The organism is Neobacillus niacini, assembly GCF_030817695.1.
In the GTDB taxonomy this organism is placed as follows: domain Bacteria; phylum Bacillota; class Bacilli; order Bacillales; family Cytobacillaceae; genus Neobacillus; species Neobacillus niacini_F.
The window spans coordinates 215328-236590 of the sequence record NZ_JAUSZQ010000003.1 but is presented as its reverse complement, the minus strand read 5'-3'; the positions used below and the strand labels follow the sequence as shown (position 1 = coordinate 236590).

Genomic DNA, 21263 nt, shown 5'->3' with positions numbered 1-21263 from the left:
TCACTTTACATAACTCTCTTACTCTTTTGGTTATCCCACTTCTAAGGATTGATGCTGTGATTGATGAAGCTTCCAATAGTAACTTTTTTGACCAATCAATTCTTGATGAGAACCTTCCTCTATAATTCTACCTTTATCGATGACAAGGATCCGGTTTGCATTTTGAATGGTGGAAAGACGATGTGCAATAATAAAGGATGTTCTCCCAGCTAGCAGTGTTTCAAGTCCCTTTTGTAATGCAAGCTCCGTTTCTGTATCGATGGATGATGTAGCCTCATCAAGAATTAATATCTTGGGATCAGCTAAAAGCGCTCGTGCAAACGATATCAGCTGTCTCTGTCCAGTAGAAAGCCTTGTGCCTCTTTCATTTACCTCCGTTTTATACCCCTCAGACAATCCACTAATAAATGGATGAGCCTGCACAGCTTTCGCTGCTTCAATCACTTCTTCATCTGTAGCATCAAGTCGTCCATAACGGATATTATCCATAATCGTACCTGAGAAAATAAAAGGATCCTGAAGCATGACACCCATCTGTTTTCTAAGGGAGGCAATGGTTACCGAATGAATATCCACTCCGTCTATTTCAATTGTGCCGCTGCTTACATCATAAAAACGGCTAAGCAAACTGACTATTGTTGTCTTTCCTGATCCAGTAGCTCCGACTAGAGCAATCGTTTCACCTGGATTCACACTTAGATTAATATTTTTAAGAATTTTTTCCCCTTCTTCATACCCAAAAGAGACATCATTAAACTCAACTTTACCCTTTATCAAAGGGAGCTCAGACGCAATCGGGAGATCTTTAACTGTTGGTTTTTCATCAATCATTTCAAATATTCTTTCTAAATATGCTGTGGCATTTATGATCGCATTATAAAAGTTCCCAATATTCGCAATTGGCGCCCAAAACATCCCTATGTAACCAACAAATGCAACCAATGCTCCAACTGTTACACCATCACCAATAAGGGAGATCCCGACAACATAAATGAGTGAGGTGGTAAGTACTGAAATGTTTTCAATCGATGGCCATAACAGGAACTGAATCTTTACTGCCCTCATCCACGAGCTTCTATAACTATCAGATACTTCACTAAAAATTCGTTTGTTTTCTTCTTCTCTTGTAAATGCCTGCGTTACTTTAATACCATTAATACTTTCATGAATATAAGCATTCATATTGGATTGTTTGTTACTTAGCAGCTGCCATGCCTTACGCTGGGCATTTTTTATAAGCAGAATCACCGCTGCAAGAATTGGAAACCCAATCATCGCCATAAGGGTTAATTTTACGTCAATCGCAAACATAAACCCTAGAATTACAACAAGACTGAAAAGGTCAGTAATCAAATTAATTAGTCCATTCGATAATAAATCACTTAAGGAGTTTACGTAGTTTACTACCCTCACCAAAATTTTCCCATGCGGTCTGCTGTCATAGAAGGTAAATGATAGCTTTTGTAAATGAGTAAACAAGTCTTTCCTTATCTGGACGATGACACTTTGCCCAATCTGGGACATCATTCTAATTTTATATTTCATACAAATCCCAGTAATGATTATGGCGATTAAGTAAACACCTGCAAGAACCATTAAGCCGCCTATATCCTTGCCTGGAATCTCCTCGTCAATGGCTTTACTAATTAAATACGGCCCAATTAAGTTTGCTCCACTGGCAATCAACATGATAAAAACAGTAAATAAGATCTTTTTTTTGTACGGCTTTAAATAAACCATCAACCGCTTAAGCTGTATAAAACTAAATGGAGATTCCAACTCTTCATCCACATCAAATTTATTGCGCGCCATTGAGATAGTTCACCTCCTCAAGGTCCTGCATACCATCAAAGTTTCCAACTTGATTTTTAAATACTTTGTAGTAACTTCTCTTTTTCGCAAGCAATTCTTTATGATTCCCTCTTTCAATAATTGTGCCATTTTCCATTACAAGAATTAAATCTGCATCTTTTACGGAAGAAATACGATGAGCAATAATAAAACAGGTTTTTTCCTTTAGCAATGATTTTAAGGTTCTTTGGATACGCAGCTCTGTTTCCATATCCAATGCTGATGTTGTATCGTCCAAAATCAAGATGGATGGGTTTTTTAAAATTGCCCGCGCTAACGCAATCCTTTGCCGCTGTCCTCCGGAAAGACCTACTCCCCGTTCTCCAATAATGGTATCGTACCCATCAGGCAGCTTTAAAATAAAATCATCCGCTTCTGCCATTTTAGCCGCAGCTTGAACAGCATGGAAGGAGGCATTTGGGTTCCCATAAGCTATATTTCCTTCAATCGTATCTGAAAAAAGAAAAATATCCTGCATAACTGTAGCCATGCTATTTCTCAATTTATGAATATCCCAATCTCTTACATTAAGTCCATCCAATCTTACTTCCCCTTTGGAAGCGTCATAAAACCTGCTTAGAAGATTGACTAATGTCGATTTACCGGCCCCTGTAGGACCGATAATGCCTACCGTTTGTCCCTGTCTAATCTTGAAGCTTATATCATTCAATACTTGTTCGTCACCATAACTAAAGGAAACTTGGTCAAATTCCACAACACCTTTGAATTGTTTAACATTGTACCTTTTTGTTTCATTCTTAATTTCTGGTTCTGTATTTAATAATTCTTCCACTTTTTCAGCCGATGCCACAAACCTTTGGACATCATTAAGTAACCACCCAGCCATTCGCATTGGATTATTTAATGCCCAGATTAATGAATTAAATGTGACCAACTCACCCATAGTCAGAGACTGATTAATGACCATGTATCCTCCAACTACGATCATTACCACTGTTAATACACCTGCAAGTGAATCGAGTATAGGTAAATACTTTTCCCAAACTCTTGAGGAGGCAAGATTCTTCTCCTTGAAAGCTTCATTTTCTTTTGAAAACTTTTCAATTTCGTATCCTTCCTTTGCAAAAGCCTTTACGACACGATTGCCACTAATGTTTTCCTGAACAACTGAATTTAATCTTGCAAACTGTCCCCTAATGTCCGAAAACGTTGGTTTGACCGTAAAGGATAAACGCATCGCAAAGAATCCAATAATTGGTGTAACCGCAAGCATGGCTAAAGCTAACGGCGGATGAATATAGAACATAAACCCAATGGCAAAAACCAGGATCGTAATATTCTCAAATATCATATAAATCGTCCACGCAGTAAAATGCCTGACAGCTTCTAAATCCCCTGTCATTCGAGCCATGATATCTCCTGTTTTTGTCTGATCGAAAAACCTAAAGTCTAATTGGTTAAGCCGGTCATATAGTTTTTCCCGTATGTTGAATATGACACTTTGGGAAACTCGTTCGAACATGATCTGATAATTATAGCGAACGATTGTTTTAATAACGGTTACGCCAATCATTGAACCTAAAAAGATCCATAATAGTTCATTCTCTTGGCCATAAATAACCTTATCAACGATTTTCCCAGCGAAATAGGGGTTTAGCATATTTAATACAGAAACCACTAACGCTAGAAAAAGGCCGCTAAATAACCTTATCCGAAAGTTCCTAATATACCCCCATACCCAGCGAATGCTTTGCATCATTCACTTCATCCCTCCCCGATGCTAAAACATAAATACATATTATTATCGCAATTCCCTTTATATGTATTTATATTTAACTTTTAGTCTTTTTTCCTTAGTAACAAAAATAAAACATTTATGAACCTATTATATGGTTATAATTAAAGAATAAAATACAAAATCATAACAAAAATTTGCACAATCCTAACATAAAAGGAGATAGAAATGCTTCAATTATTTTCCCCTCCACTGCCAACATTGGTTGCTGCTGGTCAAAATACTTTTGATATTGGACAATCACATATAAATCGTAACAAGATTGGTGTTTTTGATTTGTTAGTTGTCACAGAAGGACGATTGCACATGGGTGAAGATGACCAACAATTTCAGGTTAGCAGAGGGGATACGCTAATCCTCTACCCAGACCGGCACCATTTTTCTATATCACCCTGTGACCAAATTACTCACTTTTTTTGGTTTCATTTCACTGCATCCAAAGGCTGGCAGGACCTAATGACATCTAAACCCTTCCAATACGGTGAAAAAGCAACTGAAGAGTCGAGAAACGTTTTTGTTGAAAGTCCATTCGGCATTACACTGCCTCAGTATTGTAAATTATCAAATCTAGAAACAATCGATCATTTGTGCTCGAAAATTATTTCTTCTGAACATGAGTCAATCTACACGGGAGAATGGCAGCGTCAAATTCTCTTTCAACAATTACTTCAGGAGCTTTCAACGCATACGAAATTAGCAAACTCTATGCCTGCATTTGCAGTCGCAGAAAAAGCTGCCATTTATTTGAGGAAAAATTATGCCCAAAAGATCACTTACGAAGATCTAGGCCATGCACTCAGGTTTCATCCTAATCATATTGCAAGATGTATGATCCAGGCTTTTGGCTGTACGCCGATTGAATATATTAATAAAATACGTATAGACCAAGCAAAGATTCTGCTCGTTTCAACAGATTGGAGTACGGATAGGATTTCAGAAGTTTGCGGATTTACCCAGTCGGCATATTTTAGCAGGGTCTTTAAAAAACTAGAAAAACTATCACCCAGTCAATTTCGAAAACAATATGTTGGGAACATTCTGTAAAGAAACCCACTATCATAACAAAATCGAGCAAAGTCTTTATTCTCAAAGACTTTGCCCGACTTCAATCAATAAAGCTTAATCAGCACAGATCCATGCGGCCGGAGAGTTTTGCTAATCCTATCTTGGACTTGCCCAAGCTCTTCCTGCTTCCAAATATCCCTCATCCTTTTTGAGGATGTAAGTCCTAACTGTTCCAACGATACTTGTACCAATGCAGCTTCATCACTTGCATTGAATAATGCTACGTAAGTATGATCCTGTCTATCTTTAGCGGTCCAGACAATCCTATCATCTTGATTGTAAACAAGACGTTTGCTATGGCTGTTCTGATTTAATTCCAATACTTCTTTATTGGTAAGCAACGAAAGGGTCCATTCATCATTGTCTCGGAGTTCTCCGCCAAACATCAGTGGTGAGCGGAAAATAGACCACAGTGTCATCATTGTTACTTGTTCATCTCTGGTGAAGCGTGTCCAGCGGTCACTACCGCCTCCATCAACAGAACGGATGCCGATATGTCCAAGCGGCAGCATGTCACAGTCAGGCCAATGACCCGGAGCAGAATGCTCGCTCCATTTTTCACATCTTTCAAACATTCCATAGAGAAGGTTCCACTGATCCCAAAAATCATCCGTCATTCTCCACATGTTGGCATTCGCTTTAAGTGTCTCTGCATATTCAAGTGGTGCGGGTCCTGGTGATAAGCTTAGGACCATATCTCTCCCACTATGATCAATGGCTTTTCGAATCAGTTCTATTTCTTCATTATGAATGTGGTAAAGCCTCGAGGCTGCAATATCATCCACTTTAACAAAATCTACTCCCCATTCTGCGTATAATTGAAACAGGGAATTATAATATTCCTGCGCCCCTTCTTTAGATGCATCTACCCCATACATGTCCGTATTCCATGGACAAATCGAATTTGGATGGGCTATATCTCTCGCCCCGACGTTTGTTCCTAAAATTGGTGTGTTCTTATGAACAGCCTGCCGCGGAATTCCTCGCATGATGTGAATACCGAATTTTAATCCCAGGTTATGCACATAGTCTGCTAAGGGTTTGAACCCTTTACCTCCTTCTGCAGAAGGAAAGCGGTTTACCGCAGGAATTAACCTAGAATACTCATCCATTTCCAGAGGTACAAATGGGCGGTATATAGAAGAGACTGCACCTGGTTCATACCATTGAATATCTACCACTACATACTCCCAGCCATACGGTTTTAAATGTTCAGCCATGTACTGAGCATTGCCTTTTACTTCTTCTTCCCTAACGGCTGCACCGTAACAATCCCAGCTATTCCAGCCTAATGGAGGTGTTTTTGCTAATGTATGATGTCTCATTTGGATTTTAGTTCCTTTCAAAGTGTTATCCATTCGTAATTCAAAGCGCTTACAAACTATTATAATATTTAATATATTTAACACAATGCAATTATTTTTACTGAACACTCAAGTAATTTTACTTTTTAGCCTTATTAGCGGCAGACATATTTAGTTTACTGAACAAAAAAAGCCCAGAACTTTGAAAGATCTGGACTTTACCCTGCTGATACTTTCCCACTCCGAAACTCAATTGGCGTTACCCCTACATGCGTTTTAAATAGTTTAATAAAATAGCTTTGGTTATCATATCCGAGACGTTCACAAATTTTCCCTACAGAGTCAGTCGTTTGTTCAAGCAATTCCTTAGCCCTGGAAATCTTCATTTTGGTAACAAATTCAACAAAGTTTTCACCAACCTCTTTCTTGAACAGGCGGCTAAAGTAACTTTGGTTTATAAATAAATAGCTGGATACCTCTTCCAGACTGATTCTTTTTTCTAAATTTCTAGAAACGTAACCGATAGCATCCAAAATTTCCTTTCGCTTTGTCTGACTATAAGCCGCTTCAGAACGCTTCAAAAGTGATTTAAAAAAGTCAATGAGCAAGACTTTTAATTCACATAAATAATTACTGGAAATAATCTTATTATGCAGACCTTCCACAATATATTTGGAACGAAATAATTGCAGTGCCTGTAATTTAACCTTAAAATCTAAAAGCAGTTTTAACATCCATTCCTTCACCAATTCAGGATGAAACTTCTTTTCTTCAATAAAGGTTATCCATTTGGTAACAATATGGTTTATCATACCCTCATCTTTAACGACCATTAACTCTCTAAAGTCTGAAGCTGCTTCGTCGTATTTCGAAAATAAGTCATCATTTTCAGTTTGTACAACTTCTCTTTTATGAATGGTTCCAGGTGGCATATAAAACCGCTGATGTTTTGCACTTTGTAAAAGTATTAATTCATGTCTCAATTCAGTAAAGCTTGAGAAGCTTTCACCAATCATAAAAGATAGATTCATATTAAAATATTTTGTTAAGGCATGTTGAACTTTTTTTATACATTCTTGTTTTTCATCAAAGGAGCCTTTTTTTCGTTTAAGTGAAACCGGAAAACACAGAATAAATTCTCTTGCCCCGATACTAAAGAAAACTGCTTCAGATTTAGAATCTTTAATAATATCTGAGAAAATATTTTGAATGGCAAAAGTTAATATATCTTCTGATAGGTATCTTTCTTTTTCTACATTGTAGTCAAGAATCATGGCCATTGAAGCTGTGTATGTTGTTCTATCTAACTGAAGTCCTAAAGATTCCGCCTCATTTAGCCACTCTTTTTCATCCACTGATACTTGATTGATGGTTTTCTTGATAAATCTTTCCCTCATGCTGTTCTTATTTTTATCTAACAGCTGTTGTAATTGAACCTGCTTAACATCTTTCTTTTTTTGTTTTTCAAGGGTATCTACGATCTTTTTGATTACCTGGCATAGGTCTTCTGGATCAAACATGTCCTTTACTAAATAATCCTGTACCTGCAGCCTTAGTGCCTGTTTTGCAAATTCAAATTCAGAATGGCACGATAAAATGACAACCTGCAAATGGGGATTTAGCTCTTTTAGCCGTTTAGTTAATTCAATTCCGTTCATCTTTGGCATGCCGATATCTGTAATTAATATATCAGGCATCTCATTCAGAGCTTTTTCGAAGGCGGCTGCACCATTTTCGTGCGTACTTTGAAGCATTAATCCCAGGTTCTCCCACTCAATCGTTTCTGACAATAATTCTATTACTGGATAGTCATCGTCAACTAGCATTACTTTGTACATTAGGTCTCCTGCCTCCTTTAGGGATGGACATAATGACTTGTGTTCCCTTACCTAATTCACTTTTTATATCCATTTTGAATTCCTCACCAAAAGTCATATACATTCGTTCATATACATTTGATATTCCTATAGACGAGAAGCCTTTATTATTTTTAGATGTGCTAATATCTAGAGTGTTAGAGTGAATAAATTTCCTCTTTAATTGAAATAATGTCTGCTCGTCCATTCCTCCGCCATTATCTTCTACTATGATCATTACTTCATTTTCTGTCATTTCCGCATTGACTATAATCTTGCCTGCACTCTGGTTTAGACCATGAATGATGCTGTTTTCAATAATTGGCTGAAGAATAAACCTTGGAATCATGATTAAATTAGTCTCTTCATGAATGGTTATTTCTACATTCACTTTTTCTTTTTGCCTCATATTCATGATGTTAATAAAATCCAAGACGATTTGAACCTCTTCCTGAAATGTGATGATTTCTTTGTCTTTCGATATCGTCATACGAAGTAGTTTTGACAAGGAACTAATCATGTTAGCACTTTCTTTATCTCCTTTTACCATGACCTTCATTCGAATGGAATTAAGAACATTAAAAAGGAAATGAGGATTGATTTGTGCCTGAAGCATATCCAATTCTGCTTTTCTTTTTCTTTCCTGAGTATCTGTGATGTCCCGAATCATATCATTGATGGTATTAAGCATCTGATCGAAGGAGGCAGAAAGTCTCCCTATCTCGTCCTTGCTTTGAATACGGGAGCGGATGTTTAAATTTCCTTGCTGGACTAAGTCTGCTACATTACCTAGACGTACTATCGGCTTTGTAATCGTTCTTAAAAAATATGTCATAAGGATTAGAAAAATAGTGAAAGATACAACCTGAACAATGAATAATTTGTTAAATATTCCGTTAATTTTATTTGTTGCTTGTTTATAGGGTATTATCGATACTAACTTCCAGCCGGTAAACGAGATTTTTTGTTCAGCAATTAAATAGTCCTTTTTTGAAATCCGAAAGATATTTGAGGAGTTTTCTTCCGTAAGCTGATTACTGTATTGGAATTGCTCGCCAATTCTAGAATCATTGTTGTGTGAAATAATATGGTTTGACGAATCTAAAAGAATCATATCTTCATCACCATTCATGTTCTCGAATACTTGATTAATATTATTTTCCATTATGGTTACGGTTACATATCCGTAAATATTTAAACTTTCATCCCTTAATGTTCTTGCAACTGATATTTGATAGGGATTAATGGGCTTCTCGGTTTTAAACATTGTGGGCTGACTTCTAATCCACACCGTTTCGTAGCCTTTTATATTATTTAATTCCTTAAACCAATCTTCCATATATAAATCAGTAGGATCTAATTCCGAGTTAGAATAATTTGTATAGGATATACCGTTTTTCAAAAGAATCGTAACATAGGATTTTTCTCCAACCAATGTAATATTCTCTAGTGTTTTGTTAATTTTACTATCATCTAAAAACTGCTGATATTTTTGTTCTTCAGTTTGTTCAACAGCACTCTTTATTTTTCGTTTTAATATCGTATTCATTTCCGCGTCCACTTGAATAAAGTTTGTAATATACATCATATCTTCCAGAAGCTTCTCCACGTATTCATTGGCAATTGTAAGCTCCGTATTTGCATTTAACTGCGCCTGTTCCTTTATTGTATCTTTCGTTAAATAGTTATAGATAAATAAGGTCAAAGTTGCAGGAATGACAAGACAAATGATAGAGATGAACATAACTTTAAAACGAAAAGAACTTGATGATAGCATCTCCTTACCCTTGTTCCTCATAATCCTCAATCCTCCTACCGGAGCTGTGGGGTACCATTAGAACCCCCTCGATAGTCAAATAAATTATTTATTGTTGTTAAGTATTTCTTGTACTCTCTCTTGTGAAACCTCAATCGTCCTATCGATATTTTGTTCACCAAAAATTAACTTTTCGTATTCTTCGTTAAGTACTTTATAAATTTCAGCCTGATTGGGAACAGGTGAAATAATTTTAGAAGACTTCGAGTTTGTTAAGACATGAATAAGAGAATCCTCATCAATTCTTTCAGGATTTTTTGTTCCACCAAGAATCTTATCAATTATTTTAGTCAATTCACGATCACTAACTTTATTCCATGATGGCACGTTCTTACCTTGAATAATTTGTCCTTCCGTTGTGTACCATCGGATAAATGTGTATGCTTCCTTCTTGTGCTCTGATTTAGCAGCAATTGCCATATAGTCGGTTGTTACTGGAGTATATCCTCCTATATCAGCTTTATCATTTTTAGGGAAAGGAGCAACAGTAATATTGAAATTTAATGGATTTATCTCAGTGCCTCCAAGCTCGCTATTCATCCAGCTTCCTATTATAATGGAGCTTGCTGCTTGATTAAAAAACTGTTCCCTGTAATTAAGCTTATTTGTTAGGATGTCTGCATACGGAACAGCTGATTGGTCCGCTTTTTCCATCTTTACTCTAATTTCAAGTGTCTTCTTAAAGAGGGAATGATTGAGATTTGAATTCCCGTCATCTGTTGTAAATTCAGTTTTTTCAGCTTCACTTGCAAGCGCCAGCCTCAAATACTCCATCCAGCTTCCATTTTGCGGCCCGTGGAAATAGGTTCCGTAATGCCCGTCCCGTGTCATAGCTTTTGCATATTCCATGAATTCATCCCAAGTCCAATCCTTTGGGATCTTAAGACCTGCGGCATCCAAATGGTCTTTATTTAAAAGAACATACCAAGGGTTAAATTTTCCTGGCAGAGCATAATATTTCCCGTTTATTTCAGTATCGACTTTATATTCTTCTGAAACTTTGTATCCTTCTTTCTTAATAAATTCATCAAGAGGAGCAACCATACCCATGCTTACACGCTGTGAATAACTTGCGGATTCACTGAACATGATGACATCCATCTGTTCACCGGATGCTGCAGCAAGATCTAATTTCTTAGTAGCTTCCTGCGTGTCTCCCTTTTCACTGAGAATCACTAATTCTACATCAATGTTTGGATACTTTTTCTCAAAAGCATCGATCGTGTTCTTCCAGTTGTAAGATTTCTCATTCCCATGGGAATGGAATTTTATCGTGACCTTATTTTCATTTTTCGAGTCAGACAATGCCTTGTTATCGATTTCAGAACAACCTGTAACTAGAACTGGAAATATCACCGTACATATCAATAAAGCCCAAATATTCTTCATCCTTTTCCCCCCGGAGATTTATCCTTAGAATGAAAACCTTTACAAAATAGTCGTCAATTTTCCAAATTTATATAAATTAGTATACTATTTTTACAGAAAATTTGGCATCTTATTTTTTTCCAGTATTCAACAAAGAAACTTTGCCTATCCCTCACTTGGTATAGGCAAATATTTTTTGGGGGCTGTTTGATATAAAAGTTTTTTAATAGTGAGGAGAATTAATTACTCTAACCCCATAAACTCCACCTGCAACTTTCCCAGTAAGAGAAGAGAATCTGACTTCCACCTTCTGTTTTCCCTCTGTCAAAGCATTGGGAATTTCATAACATATATCTATAAGAGTATCAGATAATTTACCATCTAGTTTTTGAAGGGCGATAACTTTTCCATCAATTAGAATTTCGAAGTCACGGTCATAATTCTCTCCATTATCAAAAAAAGCATTATCACGGCCATAATATGAAACCAGAAGATACATTTGTTTATTTGGCTCTACTGCCATCTTATAACTAAAATACCCTTCTCCTCTGCAATCACGCCAAGACTTTTGAAGATAATGAGAATAGCCGGTGTATGAATGTTTAGATTTGATTCCATGTTCGATTTCTGGCTGCTGCTCCCCTGGCTGAACCACATCAACAGTCACTGACCTCAATCTTTCCAGTTCATCCTTTTCTTTATCCTCAAATATCTTATACGCTTCTTTATCCAGTAGATTCCAATATAATGTATATCGTTGGTGATGCAGCTCATAAAACGGGATAAGGTTTATCTTTACATTTCCAGGCTGTCCCACTTCTAACGTTTCAAAAGTCAATGGTAAACCTTCAACGGGTTTGATCCACTCTTCTAGATTATTTTTATCAGCGACAAGGCTTGGTACTTCTATTAATGGATGATTGTTTAATTTAAGGTGATCCTCTAAAATGTCGCTTTCAGGAAAATTTTCTTTCCCTAAAGCACCTGCCAAAACAACTGGACCGTACATGATTCCTACTCTGGCAGGATTATCTTTTGCGGAATAGATATGGAGATTCATAGGAAGTTCAAATTCTACGGTATCTCCTGAATCCCAGTTCCTAGCAATTGTCAAATAGCCGTTTTTAGATACAGAGATTTGTTCTGCTCCATTTATTACTGCACGCACTTCACCAGTTACCCAATTTGGTACTCGGATATGCAGTTTTACAAATTCAGCATGCGACTCTTCAAACAATATTTTCACTTTATTTGATTTTGGAAAGTCCGTTATTTGTTTCATTCTTATTCTCTTATTATCCATTACTAATTCCGATGCAATAAATAGATTGACATACACATCATCATCTTCCCAGTAATAGATATTCCTTGTGTAACGGGCCGGATTTTCCATTCCTGTCCCTGTACAGCACCAGAAAGAATCGTCATGTGAACAATACACCTTAAAATGACCTGGCTGGGTTGACACAAAATACGTTTTCATTCCTGAATCAGGATCCTGAGAGGCAAGGATATGATTGTAAAGTGCTCTTTCATAGTAATCTATATATTCAGTTTGGTGAGACCACTTGTACAAATGCTCTGTTAACTTTAGCATGTTGTATGTATTACAAGTTTCATTCGTGGTAACCCCTAGTGTTTCTTTATTGATGGGTCCAAAGTGTTCCCCTATACTATTACCGCCAATAATATAGGTCCGATTTTTTGTGACCTCATTCCAAAAGAAAACGACCATTTTTTTATACTCTTCATTTCCAGTGATTTCATAAAGCTTAGCAGCCCCTATCACTTTGGGAATTTGGGTATTGGCATGTTTTCCTTCGAGTTCATCGATTCCTTTAGACAAAGGGTCAAGGATTGCCTGATGACAAAAGCGAATGGCCAACTCCAAATAATCCTGATTATTTGTAATGGAGTAAAGATCAGCCAATGCTTCATTCATACCTCCATGCTCACAGACTAACATTCTCTGAAACTGCTCGTCATTTAAGTTATCAGTTCCTTTTTTAGCCCAATCGGCCAGTTTTATTACTACTTCCAGTGCTTTTTTACTACCTGTTACGTTATAGACATCAATAAGCCCTGCATAAATTTTATGAATACTGTACCAAGGCACCCATCCACCAGCAAGTTTAAAATTCTCGACTTCAAAATCGCCCGTAAACACCTGGTCAAAACAAGCACTAGGGAAACCGCTGACATATCCATCCTGATCAAAGCCTTGTACATAAGCAAGTTCGTCCACTGCATATTGAAGTTTATTTAGCAGATCTTCATCATTTGTGACCGCATACATCGTTGCCGCAGCAGAAAGCCAGTGGCCAATGGAGTGCCCGCTGATTCCCGTAGATTCCCAGCCTCCGTAACGAGGTTTTTTAGGTATTTGTGAAACGGCTTCATAGCAAGGAGCTATTAGCCTATCGACATCAAGGTAAATTAAATACTCTTTTCCCTTTTCCTGGGATTCTTTAAAAATACCTGCTAATAATTTAACCTTTTCCATAATGTAAACTCCTTATATTTGTTTGTCTACATCCACAATTGGATTACCATTAATAAAGTTAATTTGACTTATACATGTTTCCCGGAGTAAAGAACAATCAGGATTAATTAATCGGTGATACACTAAATACCAGTTTTCCTTATACTCTGTCATAGACGCATGACCAGTTCCAAAAAATTGGTCTGAAGGTTGTGTTACACGATTGTCTTCCGGAGTTTCGTATGGTCCATAAATATTGTTGCTCGTTGCAAAACAAATTTGATACCTCGGGTCACGTGTATCATAATTGCTCCAAGTGAGTAAATAGGTTCCATCAATTTTTTGAAGATGAGGTCCTTCGTTGTAAACACTGTTGTCAAATATATTCGGGTCTTTACCTCGATTTTTATAAAGTTGGTCTGAAAGGAGAACAGGTTCGGATTTGAATGTAACCATATCCTCTTCAAAAGGAACAATCCAACACTTACCTTGCCCCCATAATAGATATGGCTGATTGTCATCATCTATGAATAGGTCAGCATCGATACTTTGGCATTCATATTCAACTTTACTAATTAATGGACGGCCTAATATATCCTTAAATGGTCCCAATGGAGAATCAGAAACAGCAACACCAATCTGCGCTTCAGCAGAAAAATACATATAATATTTTCCGTTATACTTATTTATCCCTGGTGCCCATGCTCTTGTTTTTGCCCATGCTACATCCTTCAAATCTAGCGCTAAATAAGGACCAGCCCACTGTATGAGGTCTTTACTATGAAATACATGAAATTTTTCGTAAAGCCAGCCTGCACTATCTTTTGTTGGATACAAATAATAATCGTCGCCATCTTTTAAAATAAATGGATCCGCCCATTCACCCTCAATAATTGGTCCTTGTCTATCCATATTAACTTGTCCTCCGTTTTCTAATAATTATTTAATGACTTCTATCAGTCTCTTATATTCAGAAATCTATTATGGATAAATAAAAGAAGACTGCCTCATAGTAGTAGCAATTCGCCCCTTTTGAAACAATCTCCTTTAATTAATATCGCGTACTCTTTTCAACACTTATGTTATAGTTGCATGAATAAACTTCTTTTCAGAAAACCAATAAGTAATAAACGCTGAAACACTGAAAAAGAAGAATACTAAGAAAAAAGAAAAACGAAGCGATATAAATATCAAGCCTATTATGGTCAATAAATTCACCAAAGTTATGAAAGGCTTAAATATTGCTAATTGAAAAGCATTTTTCACCAATTGTTTGGATGAATAGTAACCACTAACCATTAAAGGTAATAGATAAAGTACAGAAATGAATAAAAAGAAGCTAATCATCAGTAGACAAATAAATAAAATTTCCTTTATACCTATTTGCATCCGACTAATGAAATAGAAATCTGCAAAGATTAGCATAAATAGTCCCGTTACAACTGGACCAAGTATCATACTCTGCTTAAAATTTTCAACAAAAAGCAATTTGTAGGTAGTAAAAACAGGTGGATCATTCTTTTTTACCCATTGTCTAACCACACCAAAGAGTGCTGCAGCAGCAGGAAAAATGGTTATGATTGGGAGACAACTAACTAAGAATAATAGGTTTAAATAAGAAAAACGATATATCCATGTGCATACACGATGAACTAAGCCATCTACTTTAAACATTTGATCCACTTCCTTATCTGTTTTTACTACTACGCTGCATGTATATTCTACTTTACATTATCTGCATTTCCATTCATCTTCCACTTGTAAGAAACGCAGCTCTTCCACAACACCAGGTTCGCCCTGTTCAATAGACTCTAGCAAGATAGCAAATGTATTACCTTCTTTCTGAATCCATGGGCCTGGGATAAAGGTTATTTCAGGATTTCCGCCTCTCATTTGCGGCCTCGATGTACTGGATGGGTTCCATATTCGGCCAATCAGTCTGCCATTCAAATAAAAGGTTAACTTCATATTTGAACCAATGGATACTGCCTTCCAACAGTTGGTTGTATCGACGCCATCAAGATTTCCAAAAACCCAAGCACTGCTTCCTGGAGCTAACTCAACAGGTAAATCAGTTGAAGTTGCTAATGATTTAGCCTTTAACGCTTGGTTCCATAAATCCGCTTCATCTGCAGAAGTTAACTCCCAATCTACTGCTTTTACACCTTCGTAAAGTAGGACAGTTCCAGCACTTAAGCCATAATAGGTTTCTAAAAATAAGGTAAGCTTATTTTCCTCACCACCCCTTACCCATTGAGTAAGGTCTATATATGGATTTAATGGATTAACCTTTCCTGCCTCGTTACCGTTTATAAATACAGTAACAAGCGACTTTATTCCCGGAAGATGGAGGATCCAAGAGTTGGAATCGTTAGATGCATTGAAACTTTTTTTGTAATAACCATATGATGGATGATGTTCAGTCATCCAAGAGCCCCAACTAATTAGCGGCCATCCTTTGGTGTCACAAGACAAGTGAGTGTATGAATGATGCTCATTGGAGGAAAGAACTTCTTTAAAGCACCAATTACTGTTTAGTTTTAAAATATCAGTCACGGCAACAGCACCCGTTAACCCTTTTTGCCCCTTCAGACGAAAAGCAGGCAGCCGGGAATCATCAAAGTTGGAATGTCCCCAAATTTCTGAACGAACCAATAACTTCATTTCCCTGCTAGATTTTTCAGCTTCGAATGGAAGATAATAACTTCCGCCTCCAGGTACAACCGTACCAAGATATTGATCGTCCGTATAAACAGAACAAATATCACTTGCATTCTGCAGCAGAACTCCTGCTACGCCTCTAGATTCTGGTGTATTAAATTTAGCCTTATACCAAGAATATCCTTTGTAAACTCCTCTGTTTTCCAACCATTCTGCATCGGAGCCAAGTTGTTGAAGGTTCCCGCCTAATTCAGGTGCACCGTTATTTAATGCCGCAACTGACCATTGAATTTGAGGGATATCCTTTTCTACTGTTTGTGCAATGAGCTCTTCAAAAATGAATTGCCCATCTGCTTGTACTTCCTTTAATCTAAGTGCCTGTTCACGCACAAGCAGGTCAATTGTAAGGTTTTGCCCTGTTGTTAAGATGATTTTTGCAGAGCCTGTAGCATTTCTTTGAGCTGTTAAGATAATTCGTTCTCCATTTTGTATAAATTCGAGATCGCCTATCGTTTCAATACCCGCCAAATTAGGAAGAATAAATGATAACTCTGACTCACCCTGCCCAGAGAACACAAAGTTAGTTTGATTGCCTTGAGTCTGTGCATAAATCAGTTCAGCAGAAGCAAATTCTAATCTTCCTTCGGGCACACCCCAATGACTTAGCGGCGTTTGAGCTAATAATAGCGGGCAGCCTCCCTCTGGAATAATCAGTTTTGTCTGTTCCGGGAAGGTATAACCTTCTATATGAACGGCAACAGTTTGCTCTTGATTACTAACATTAGGTAGTGAATACATATATCCGCCGCCATATAATGCCAAAACATTAGGTCCTGTCACCTCATCTGAGGAAGCCCCGCTTAGCGTAAAACTGTGATCGTTTGTATAAGAGGAAAGTGCCAATGAATCACCTGCAGCTTGTATGATCCCGCTCATTAATCTGCCTTCGTATGCTTCAGGACGTACTTCTCCAGTAGAAGAAATCATTCCTCCAAAGTCATAATCAGAAGTCAATAGCGCTAGCGGATCTCCCCAATTATTTGCTGCATTCGTAAAGCCAAAGTTTGTTCCTGACACCTGCAAGTAAGGTCCTAATAATTTTGCGCCGCCTGCCAATAAACGTCGCAGTAAAAAGTGAGATCGATTTGTTTCTGTTACCATTAATGGTATATTTTCACTGCTTAAGGTATCTACATATGCATGGACCTTAGCCTCAAATTCTGGATCTCGATCATTTGGATATAAATTACACGCCGGGATAACACCCGTTGAATTTCCTGTTGCTAAAAATAAATCCCCTTGACCCGCACAGGCAATTAATGGGACCTCTAAACCATTCCCCAACACCATATCCCGGAGTGCTGAAATATAACCCTCAGGGTCTTGGCAGCCATAAAAATCAAGTTCGTTATCAAGCTGAACACAGATGATCGTTCCTTTTTGACCCAATTCATATTTTTTTAGAATTGGCAAGATTTGATCAAACCATCGATTAACATGGGATAGAAAAACAGGATCATTATCTCTCAATCTAATATTTGTATCGGAAAATAAGTAAGAAGGAAGAGCTCCGCCATCCCACTCAGAACAAATATATGGCCCTGGACGTGCCACAACATAGAGCCCTTCTTCGGCAGCCATCTGCAGAAATGCTTCTACATCTTTCTCTCCGCTAAAATCCCAATTATTTTGTTCCGTTTCATGAAAGTTCCAAGGAAAGTAGACATCTATACAGTTGTACCCAGCCTTTTTAACTTTTAATAGACGATCTTTCCAAAGATCTCTTGGAATGCGAAAATAAAAGAGGGAGGCACAAAGGATAACGGTTGGCTTACCATTAATTTCAATACCTTTACTAGATAATTGAACACCTGTTTTAGTTTTATCTTGTATTCTCATAGAATCACTTCTCCTTTAACCTTTAAGGGCTCCACCAAGTTTGATTCCACTCATAAAATATTTCTGACCTACTGCGAATAGCAAAAGAGTTGGAATTAATGCTAATAATGTTGCGGCAAACATCATACCGTAATCTGTGATTCCCTGTTGCCCGGCATTTAAACTATAGATTCCTAGCTGTAATGTAAACTTTTCTGGATCATTCAAGTAAATAAGCGGTCCCATGAAATCATTCCAGTTGGCGTTAAACGTCCAAATCATGATGGTGATAATAATTGGTTTACACATTGGGGCGATGATTCTCGTTAGAATCCCAAAGGAACTGCAGCCATCCATTTTTGCGGACTCATCCAATTCTTTTGGAATTCCCATAATAAATTGACGTAATAAAAAGATGTTAATCGCAGCAGCAAAAAAGTTAGGAACAATTAGTGGTAAGTAAGTGTTAATCCAGCCAAATTCTTTGTACATTAAAAACTGCGGAATCATGGTAACCTGTCCAGGAATCATCATGGTGGCTAATACAAGCAGGAATATTACATTAGCTAGCGGATGACGAAAACGGGCAAATCCGTATGCGACACAAACGGAGGATAATACTTGTCCGATAATGGCGCTGATGGTAATAACAAGCGTATTAGCTGAATATTGAAACATTGGGAAAATACTTAGAACTCTGGAGTAATTATCCCATTTAAACTCAGAAGGAATCCATTTGATTGGAACGGAAAAGATATCACTTGACGGTTTTAAAGAAGCCGAAATGGTCCAAACTAAAGGCAATAACAGCATAGCTGCAATTATAGTTAGAACCAAATACCGTAAGGACCGTAACATAATCTTCGGAAGTTTTGATCTCGTCCTTGCTTTTTGATTGATTTGAACTTGTGAAATGACCTCCGTATTAGTTTGACTCATAGTATACCCACCTCTTTGAGACTACTAGATTAATAACAGTCAATACCATTATCATGATGAACAGAACCCACGCGATTGCAGAAGCGTAGCCCATTTTGTAAAATGTAAAAGCATTGTCAAATAAATTAACCATTAAACTGTCTGTCCATGCTTTTTGGTTACCAGGCATAATCTTTGGCTCCATAAAAATTTGGAAAGATCCAATGATGCCCATAGTAACTTGGAAGAAAATAGCTGGAGTTATCAATGGAAATGTAACACTCCAAAATTTCCTCCATCTTGATGCTCCATCTATTTCAGCTGCTTCATGCAGTTCCTTAGGAACACCCGCTAACGCTGGCAGCCAAATCATCATACTTCCCCCTACACCCCATAGACCTACGAGTATAACTGCTGGTTTAGACCAAAACTCACTCTGAGACCAGCCGGGACCCTCAATTCCAAACCATCCAAGTGCTGCATTAATTAATCCAGCGTCTCCATTTCCGGTTCCTGGATATAACAAGTAGCTCCATAACATAAGGACAGCTACTCCACCGAACACTGCTGGCAGGTAAAAAATAATTCTGAAGACATTTATTCCTTTAATTTCTTTTGAAAGCAAGATCGATAAGAGCAAACCTAATGTCACTGAGAGCGGAACCCCTACTAGCGCATAAAAGATTGTATTACGTAAGGCATTCCAAAAATAAATCTTGTCATCCATTAGTTCTTTATAATTATCAAATCCCACCCATTTGGGAGGAGTAATGATATCCCACTGCATAAAACTTAAAGCTAATGATGAAAAAAATGGGATAGCAGTAAATGCTAGAAAACCAATAATCCAAGGTGAAATATAAATCCAGAAATTTCTCTTTTCATGTTTGGAAATGGAAGAAAAGTTTTGTTTTGTTTTTGCCACTATAGAACCCTCCTAACTTTTAGGAGGATAGAAGTATCTACCTCTACCCTCCCATTTTTTCACTTTGCCTGTTGAGCCTCAGTAAGCATTTTTTCTACTTGAGGCTTCATATCCTTAAGTTGTTTTTCAACATCTGCATTTTCTGAAAAAATTGGAGCCAAGTAAGTATCTGCTAGTTTGTTGATTTCGCCCCACTTTGATGTAATTGGCGGTACGAAGGCATTATCTACGGAAGTAACAAGTGCTTGAAGATTTACTGCATCTCCATGAACTTTAAGGTAAGCATCAGAGTTTGCTACTGATTTTAAAGGAGGTACTTCTCCACCTTCTTTGGCCAAAATGGTTTGACCAACTTCACCTGTCCAAAACTTTACAACCTTCCAAGCTGCTTCCTTGTGTTCTGATCCTTTTGGAATCGCAAAAGCATTAGAGAATAGCGGTGTTGTAAATTTCTCCCCTGTAGGAATAGGAGCAACTTCCCATTTGAAGTCTTTAATGTTTGCAATCGCTGATAGTATATGCCATGGACCATCTACTAACATACCAATCTTTCCGCTTGTCCATAAATCAACGCCTTTTGGTATATCACTAGCAAGAGGAGCAACTTTATCCTTATAGATTAAATCCTGCATAAATTGAAGTCCCTTTACTGACTCTGGTGAATCCAAATTAAACTTAGTATGGTCTTCGGTCATTAAGCTTCCGCCAAATGATTCAACATAAGCCATGTAGTTTGCCCACCAAGTTCCAACACCTTGAACACCGAAAACTCCATCTTGTTTGTTGGTAATTTTAAGGGCTGCATTATGGAAATCTTCCCATGTCCATTGGTCAGTCGGATAAGGGATACCATTTTTATCGAATAAATCTTTATTGTATAACATGATCATTGCACCTAAACGCATAGGCATTGCCATGACTTTATCGTCGTATGTGTACGCTTCCATACCTGCGCTGAAATAATCATCCTTAGAAACTCCGTCTTTTTCCATATACGGTGTCAAGTCTTCTAATGTTCCTTTGCCAGCATAAGTATTAAATGCTTCAGCTAACTGAACAACATCATAAGAAGATCCGCCAGCCATGGACGTTAGCAATTTCTGATCATAACCATCAGAAGGAATCTGAATTAATTTTACATTGATATCTGGATTCTCTTTATTGAATTCTGTTCGAATGGCTTCCATTCGCTTCTTGTCAAAGTCCCCTCCCCAATATGTAAAGGAAACTGTTTCTTTTTTGTCTCCATCACTACCTGACGAGCCAGAGGTTTTCGCAGAATCACTTGAACAGCCCGCCGCAAGTAATGTCGCAGAAAGCGTTACTGCAGTAAGTATTTTCTTTAAACTTTTCATCATTTACCCCCCGAATTTAGCTTTTTTT

Annotated in this window: 14 protein-coding genes; 1 reads left to right on the top strand and 13 read right to left on the bottom strand. The window is 37.5% G+C overall.

Annotation, left to right across the window (positions count from 1 at the left end; translation table 11 throughout):
• Nucleotides 1-30: 30 nt before the first annotated feature.
• The gene (locus QFZ28_RS24700; protein ID WP_307197289.1) at nucleotides 31-1812 is read right to left on the bottom strand and encodes an ABC transporter ATP-binding protein; all 1782 of its coding nucleotides are present in this window, start codon (nucleotides 1810-1812) and stop codon (nucleotides 31-33) included.
• A complete protein-coding gene (locus QFZ28_RS24695) occupies nucleotides 1799-3568 on the bottom strand; it encodes an ABC transporter ATP-binding protein (RefSeq protein ID WP_307197757.1) in 1770 nt (589 codons plus the stop codon). The genes QFZ28_RS24700 and QFZ28_RS24695 overlap by 14 nt, the downstream gene beginning before the upstream one ends.
• Before the next feature lie 207 nt (nucleotides 3569-3775).
• On the opposite strand from QFZ28_RS24695, the gene QFZ28_RS24690 reads away from it, so the two are divergent.
• Nucleotides 3776-4651 carry a helix-turn-helix transcriptional regulator gene (locus tag QFZ28_RS24690; protein ID WP_307197288.1) on the top strand — a complete coding sequence of 292 codons (876 nt, stop codon included), beginning with the start codon at nucleotides 3776-3778 and terminating at the stop codon, nucleotides 4649-4651.
• Between the two features lie 65 nt (nucleotides 4652-4716).
• Here QFZ28_RS24690 and QFZ28_RS24685 read toward each other — a convergent pair whose 3' ends face one another.
• From QFZ28_RS24685 to QFZ28_RS24635, 11 genes are all read right to left on the bottom strand, one after another.
• Nucleotides 4717-5997, bottom strand: coding sequence for a glycoside hydrolase family 27 protein (locus tag QFZ28_RS24685; RefSeq protein WP_307197287.1), 1281 nt, complete (start codon nucleotides 5995-5997; stop codon nucleotides 4717-4719).
• 197 nt (nucleotides 5998-6194) lie between these two features.
• Nucleotides 6195-7814 carry a response regulator transcription factor gene (locus QFZ28_RS24680; protein ID WP_307197286.1) on the bottom strand — a complete coding sequence of 540 codons (1620 nt, stop codon included), beginning with the start codon at nucleotides 7812-7814 and terminating at the stop codon, nucleotides 6195-6197.
• On the bottom strand, nucleotides 7792-9630 hold the full coding sequence (locus tag QFZ28_RS24675) for a sensor histidine kinase (RefSeq protein WP_307197285.1): 1839 nt from the start codon (nucleotides 9628-9630) through the stop codon (nucleotides 7792-7794). The genes QFZ28_RS24680 and QFZ28_RS24675 overlap by 23 nt, the downstream gene beginning before the upstream one ends.
• A 63-nt stretch (nucleotides 9631-9693) precedes the next feature.
• Entirely contained in the window at nucleotides 9694-11037 is a 1344-nt protein-coding gene (locus QFZ28_RS24670) for an ABC transporter substrate-binding protein (RefSeq protein ID WP_307197284.1), read from the bottom strand.
• Nucleotides 11038-11239: 202 nt separating this feature from the next.
• Nucleotides 11240-13519 carry a glycoside hydrolase family 127 protein gene (locus QFZ28_RS24665; RefSeq protein WP_307197283.1) on the bottom strand — a complete coding sequence of 760 codons (2280 nt, stop codon included), beginning with the start codon at nucleotides 13517-13519 and terminating at the stop codon, nucleotides 11240-11242.
• A gap of 12 nt (nucleotides 13520-13531) precedes the next feature.
• A complete protein-coding gene (locus tag QFZ28_RS24660; protein ID WP_307197282.1) occupies nucleotides 13532-14410 on the bottom strand; it encodes a family 43 glycosylhydrolase in 879 nt (292 codons plus the stop codon).
• Nucleotides 14411-14575: 165 nt separating this feature from the next.
• A complete protein-coding gene (locus QFZ28_RS24655) occupies nucleotides 14576-15172 on the bottom strand; it encodes a YesL family protein (protein WP_307197281.1) in 597 nt (198 codons plus the stop codon).
• Nucleotides 15173-15229: 57 nt separating this feature from the next.
• Nucleotides 15230-18058 carry a beta-galactosidase gene (locus tag QFZ28_RS24650; protein WP_307197280.1) on the bottom strand — a complete coding sequence of 943 codons (2829 nt, stop codon included), beginning with the start codon at nucleotides 18056-18058 and terminating at the stop codon, nucleotides 15230-15232.
• Nucleotides 18059-18073: 15 nt separating this feature from the next.
• Nucleotides 18074-18976 (bottom strand): carbohydrate ABC transporter permease, encoded by a 903-nt coding sequence (locus tag QFZ28_RS24645; RefSeq protein WP_307197279.1) that lies wholly within the window; start codon nucleotides 18974-18976, stop codon nucleotides 18074-18076.
• Nucleotides 18963-19880, bottom strand: coding sequence for a carbohydrate ABC transporter permease (locus QFZ28_RS24640; RefSeq protein WP_307197278.1), 918 nt, complete (start codon nucleotides 19878-19880; stop codon nucleotides 18963-18965). Before QFZ28_RS24640 ends, QFZ28_RS24645 begins: the two co-directional genes overlap by 14 nt.
• A gap of 59 nt (nucleotides 19881-19939) precedes the next feature.
• The gene (locus tag QFZ28_RS24635) at nucleotides 19940-21235 is read right to left on the bottom strand and encodes an ABC transporter substrate-binding protein (protein ID WP_307197277.1); all 1296 of its coding nucleotides are present in this window, start codon (nucleotides 21233-21235) and stop codon (nucleotides 19940-19942) included.
• Nucleotides 21236-21263 lie beyond the last annotated feature (28 nt).

Excerpts from the sequence above, each read along its gene's own strand:
- QFZ28_RS24700 (WP_307197289.1), bottom strand. The coding sequence starts at position 1,812 with ATGGCGCGCAATAAATTTGATGTGGATGAAGAGTTGGAATCTCCATTT.
- QFZ28_RS24695 (WP_307197757.1), bottom strand. The coding sequence starts at position 3,568 with ATGCAAAGCATTCGCTGGGTATGGGGGTATATTAGGAACTTTCGGATA.
- QFZ28_RS24690 (WP_307197288.1), top strand. The coding sequence starts at position 3,776 with ATGCTTCAATTATTTTCCCCTCCACTGCCAACATTGGTTGCTGCTGGT.
- QFZ28_RS24685 (WP_307197287.1), bottom strand. The coding sequence starts at position 5,997 with ATGAGACATCATACATTAGCAAAAACACCTCCATTAGGCTGGAATAGC.
- QFZ28_RS24680 (WP_307197286.1), bottom strand. The coding sequence starts at position 7,814 with ATGTACAAAGTAATGCTAGTTGACGATGACTATCCAGTAATAGAATTA.
- QFZ28_RS24675 (WP_307197285.1), bottom strand. The coding sequence starts at position 9,630 with ATGAGGAACAAGGGTAAGGAGATGCTATCATCAAGTTCTTTTCGTTTT.
- QFZ28_RS24670 (WP_307197284.1), bottom strand. The coding sequence starts at position 11,037 with ATGAAGAATATTTGGGCTTTATTGATATGTACGGTGATATTTCCAGTT.
- QFZ28_RS24665 (WP_307197283.1), bottom strand. The coding sequence starts at position 13,519 with ATGGAAAAGGTTAAATTATTAGCAGGTATTTTTAAAGAATCCCAGGAA.
- QFZ28_RS24660 (WP_307197282.1), bottom strand. The coding sequence starts at position 14,410 with ATGGATAGACAAGGACCAATTATTGAGGGTGAATGGGCGGATCCATTT.
- QFZ28_RS24655 (WP_307197281.1), bottom strand. The coding sequence starts at position 15,172 with ATGTTTAAAGTAGATGGCTTAGTTCATCGTGTATGCACATGGATATAT.
- QFZ28_RS24650 (WP_307197280.1), bottom strand. The coding sequence starts at position 18,058 with ATGAGAATACAAGATAAAACTAAAACAGGTGTTCAATTATCTAGTAAA.
- QFZ28_RS24645 (WP_307197279.1), bottom strand. The coding sequence starts at position 18,976 with ATGAGTCAAACTAATACGGAGGTCATTTCACAAGTTCAAATCAATCAA.
- QFZ28_RS24635 (WP_307197277.1), bottom strand. The coding sequence starts at position 21,235 with ATGAAAAGTTTAAAGAAAATACTTACTGCAGTAACGCTTTCTGCGACA.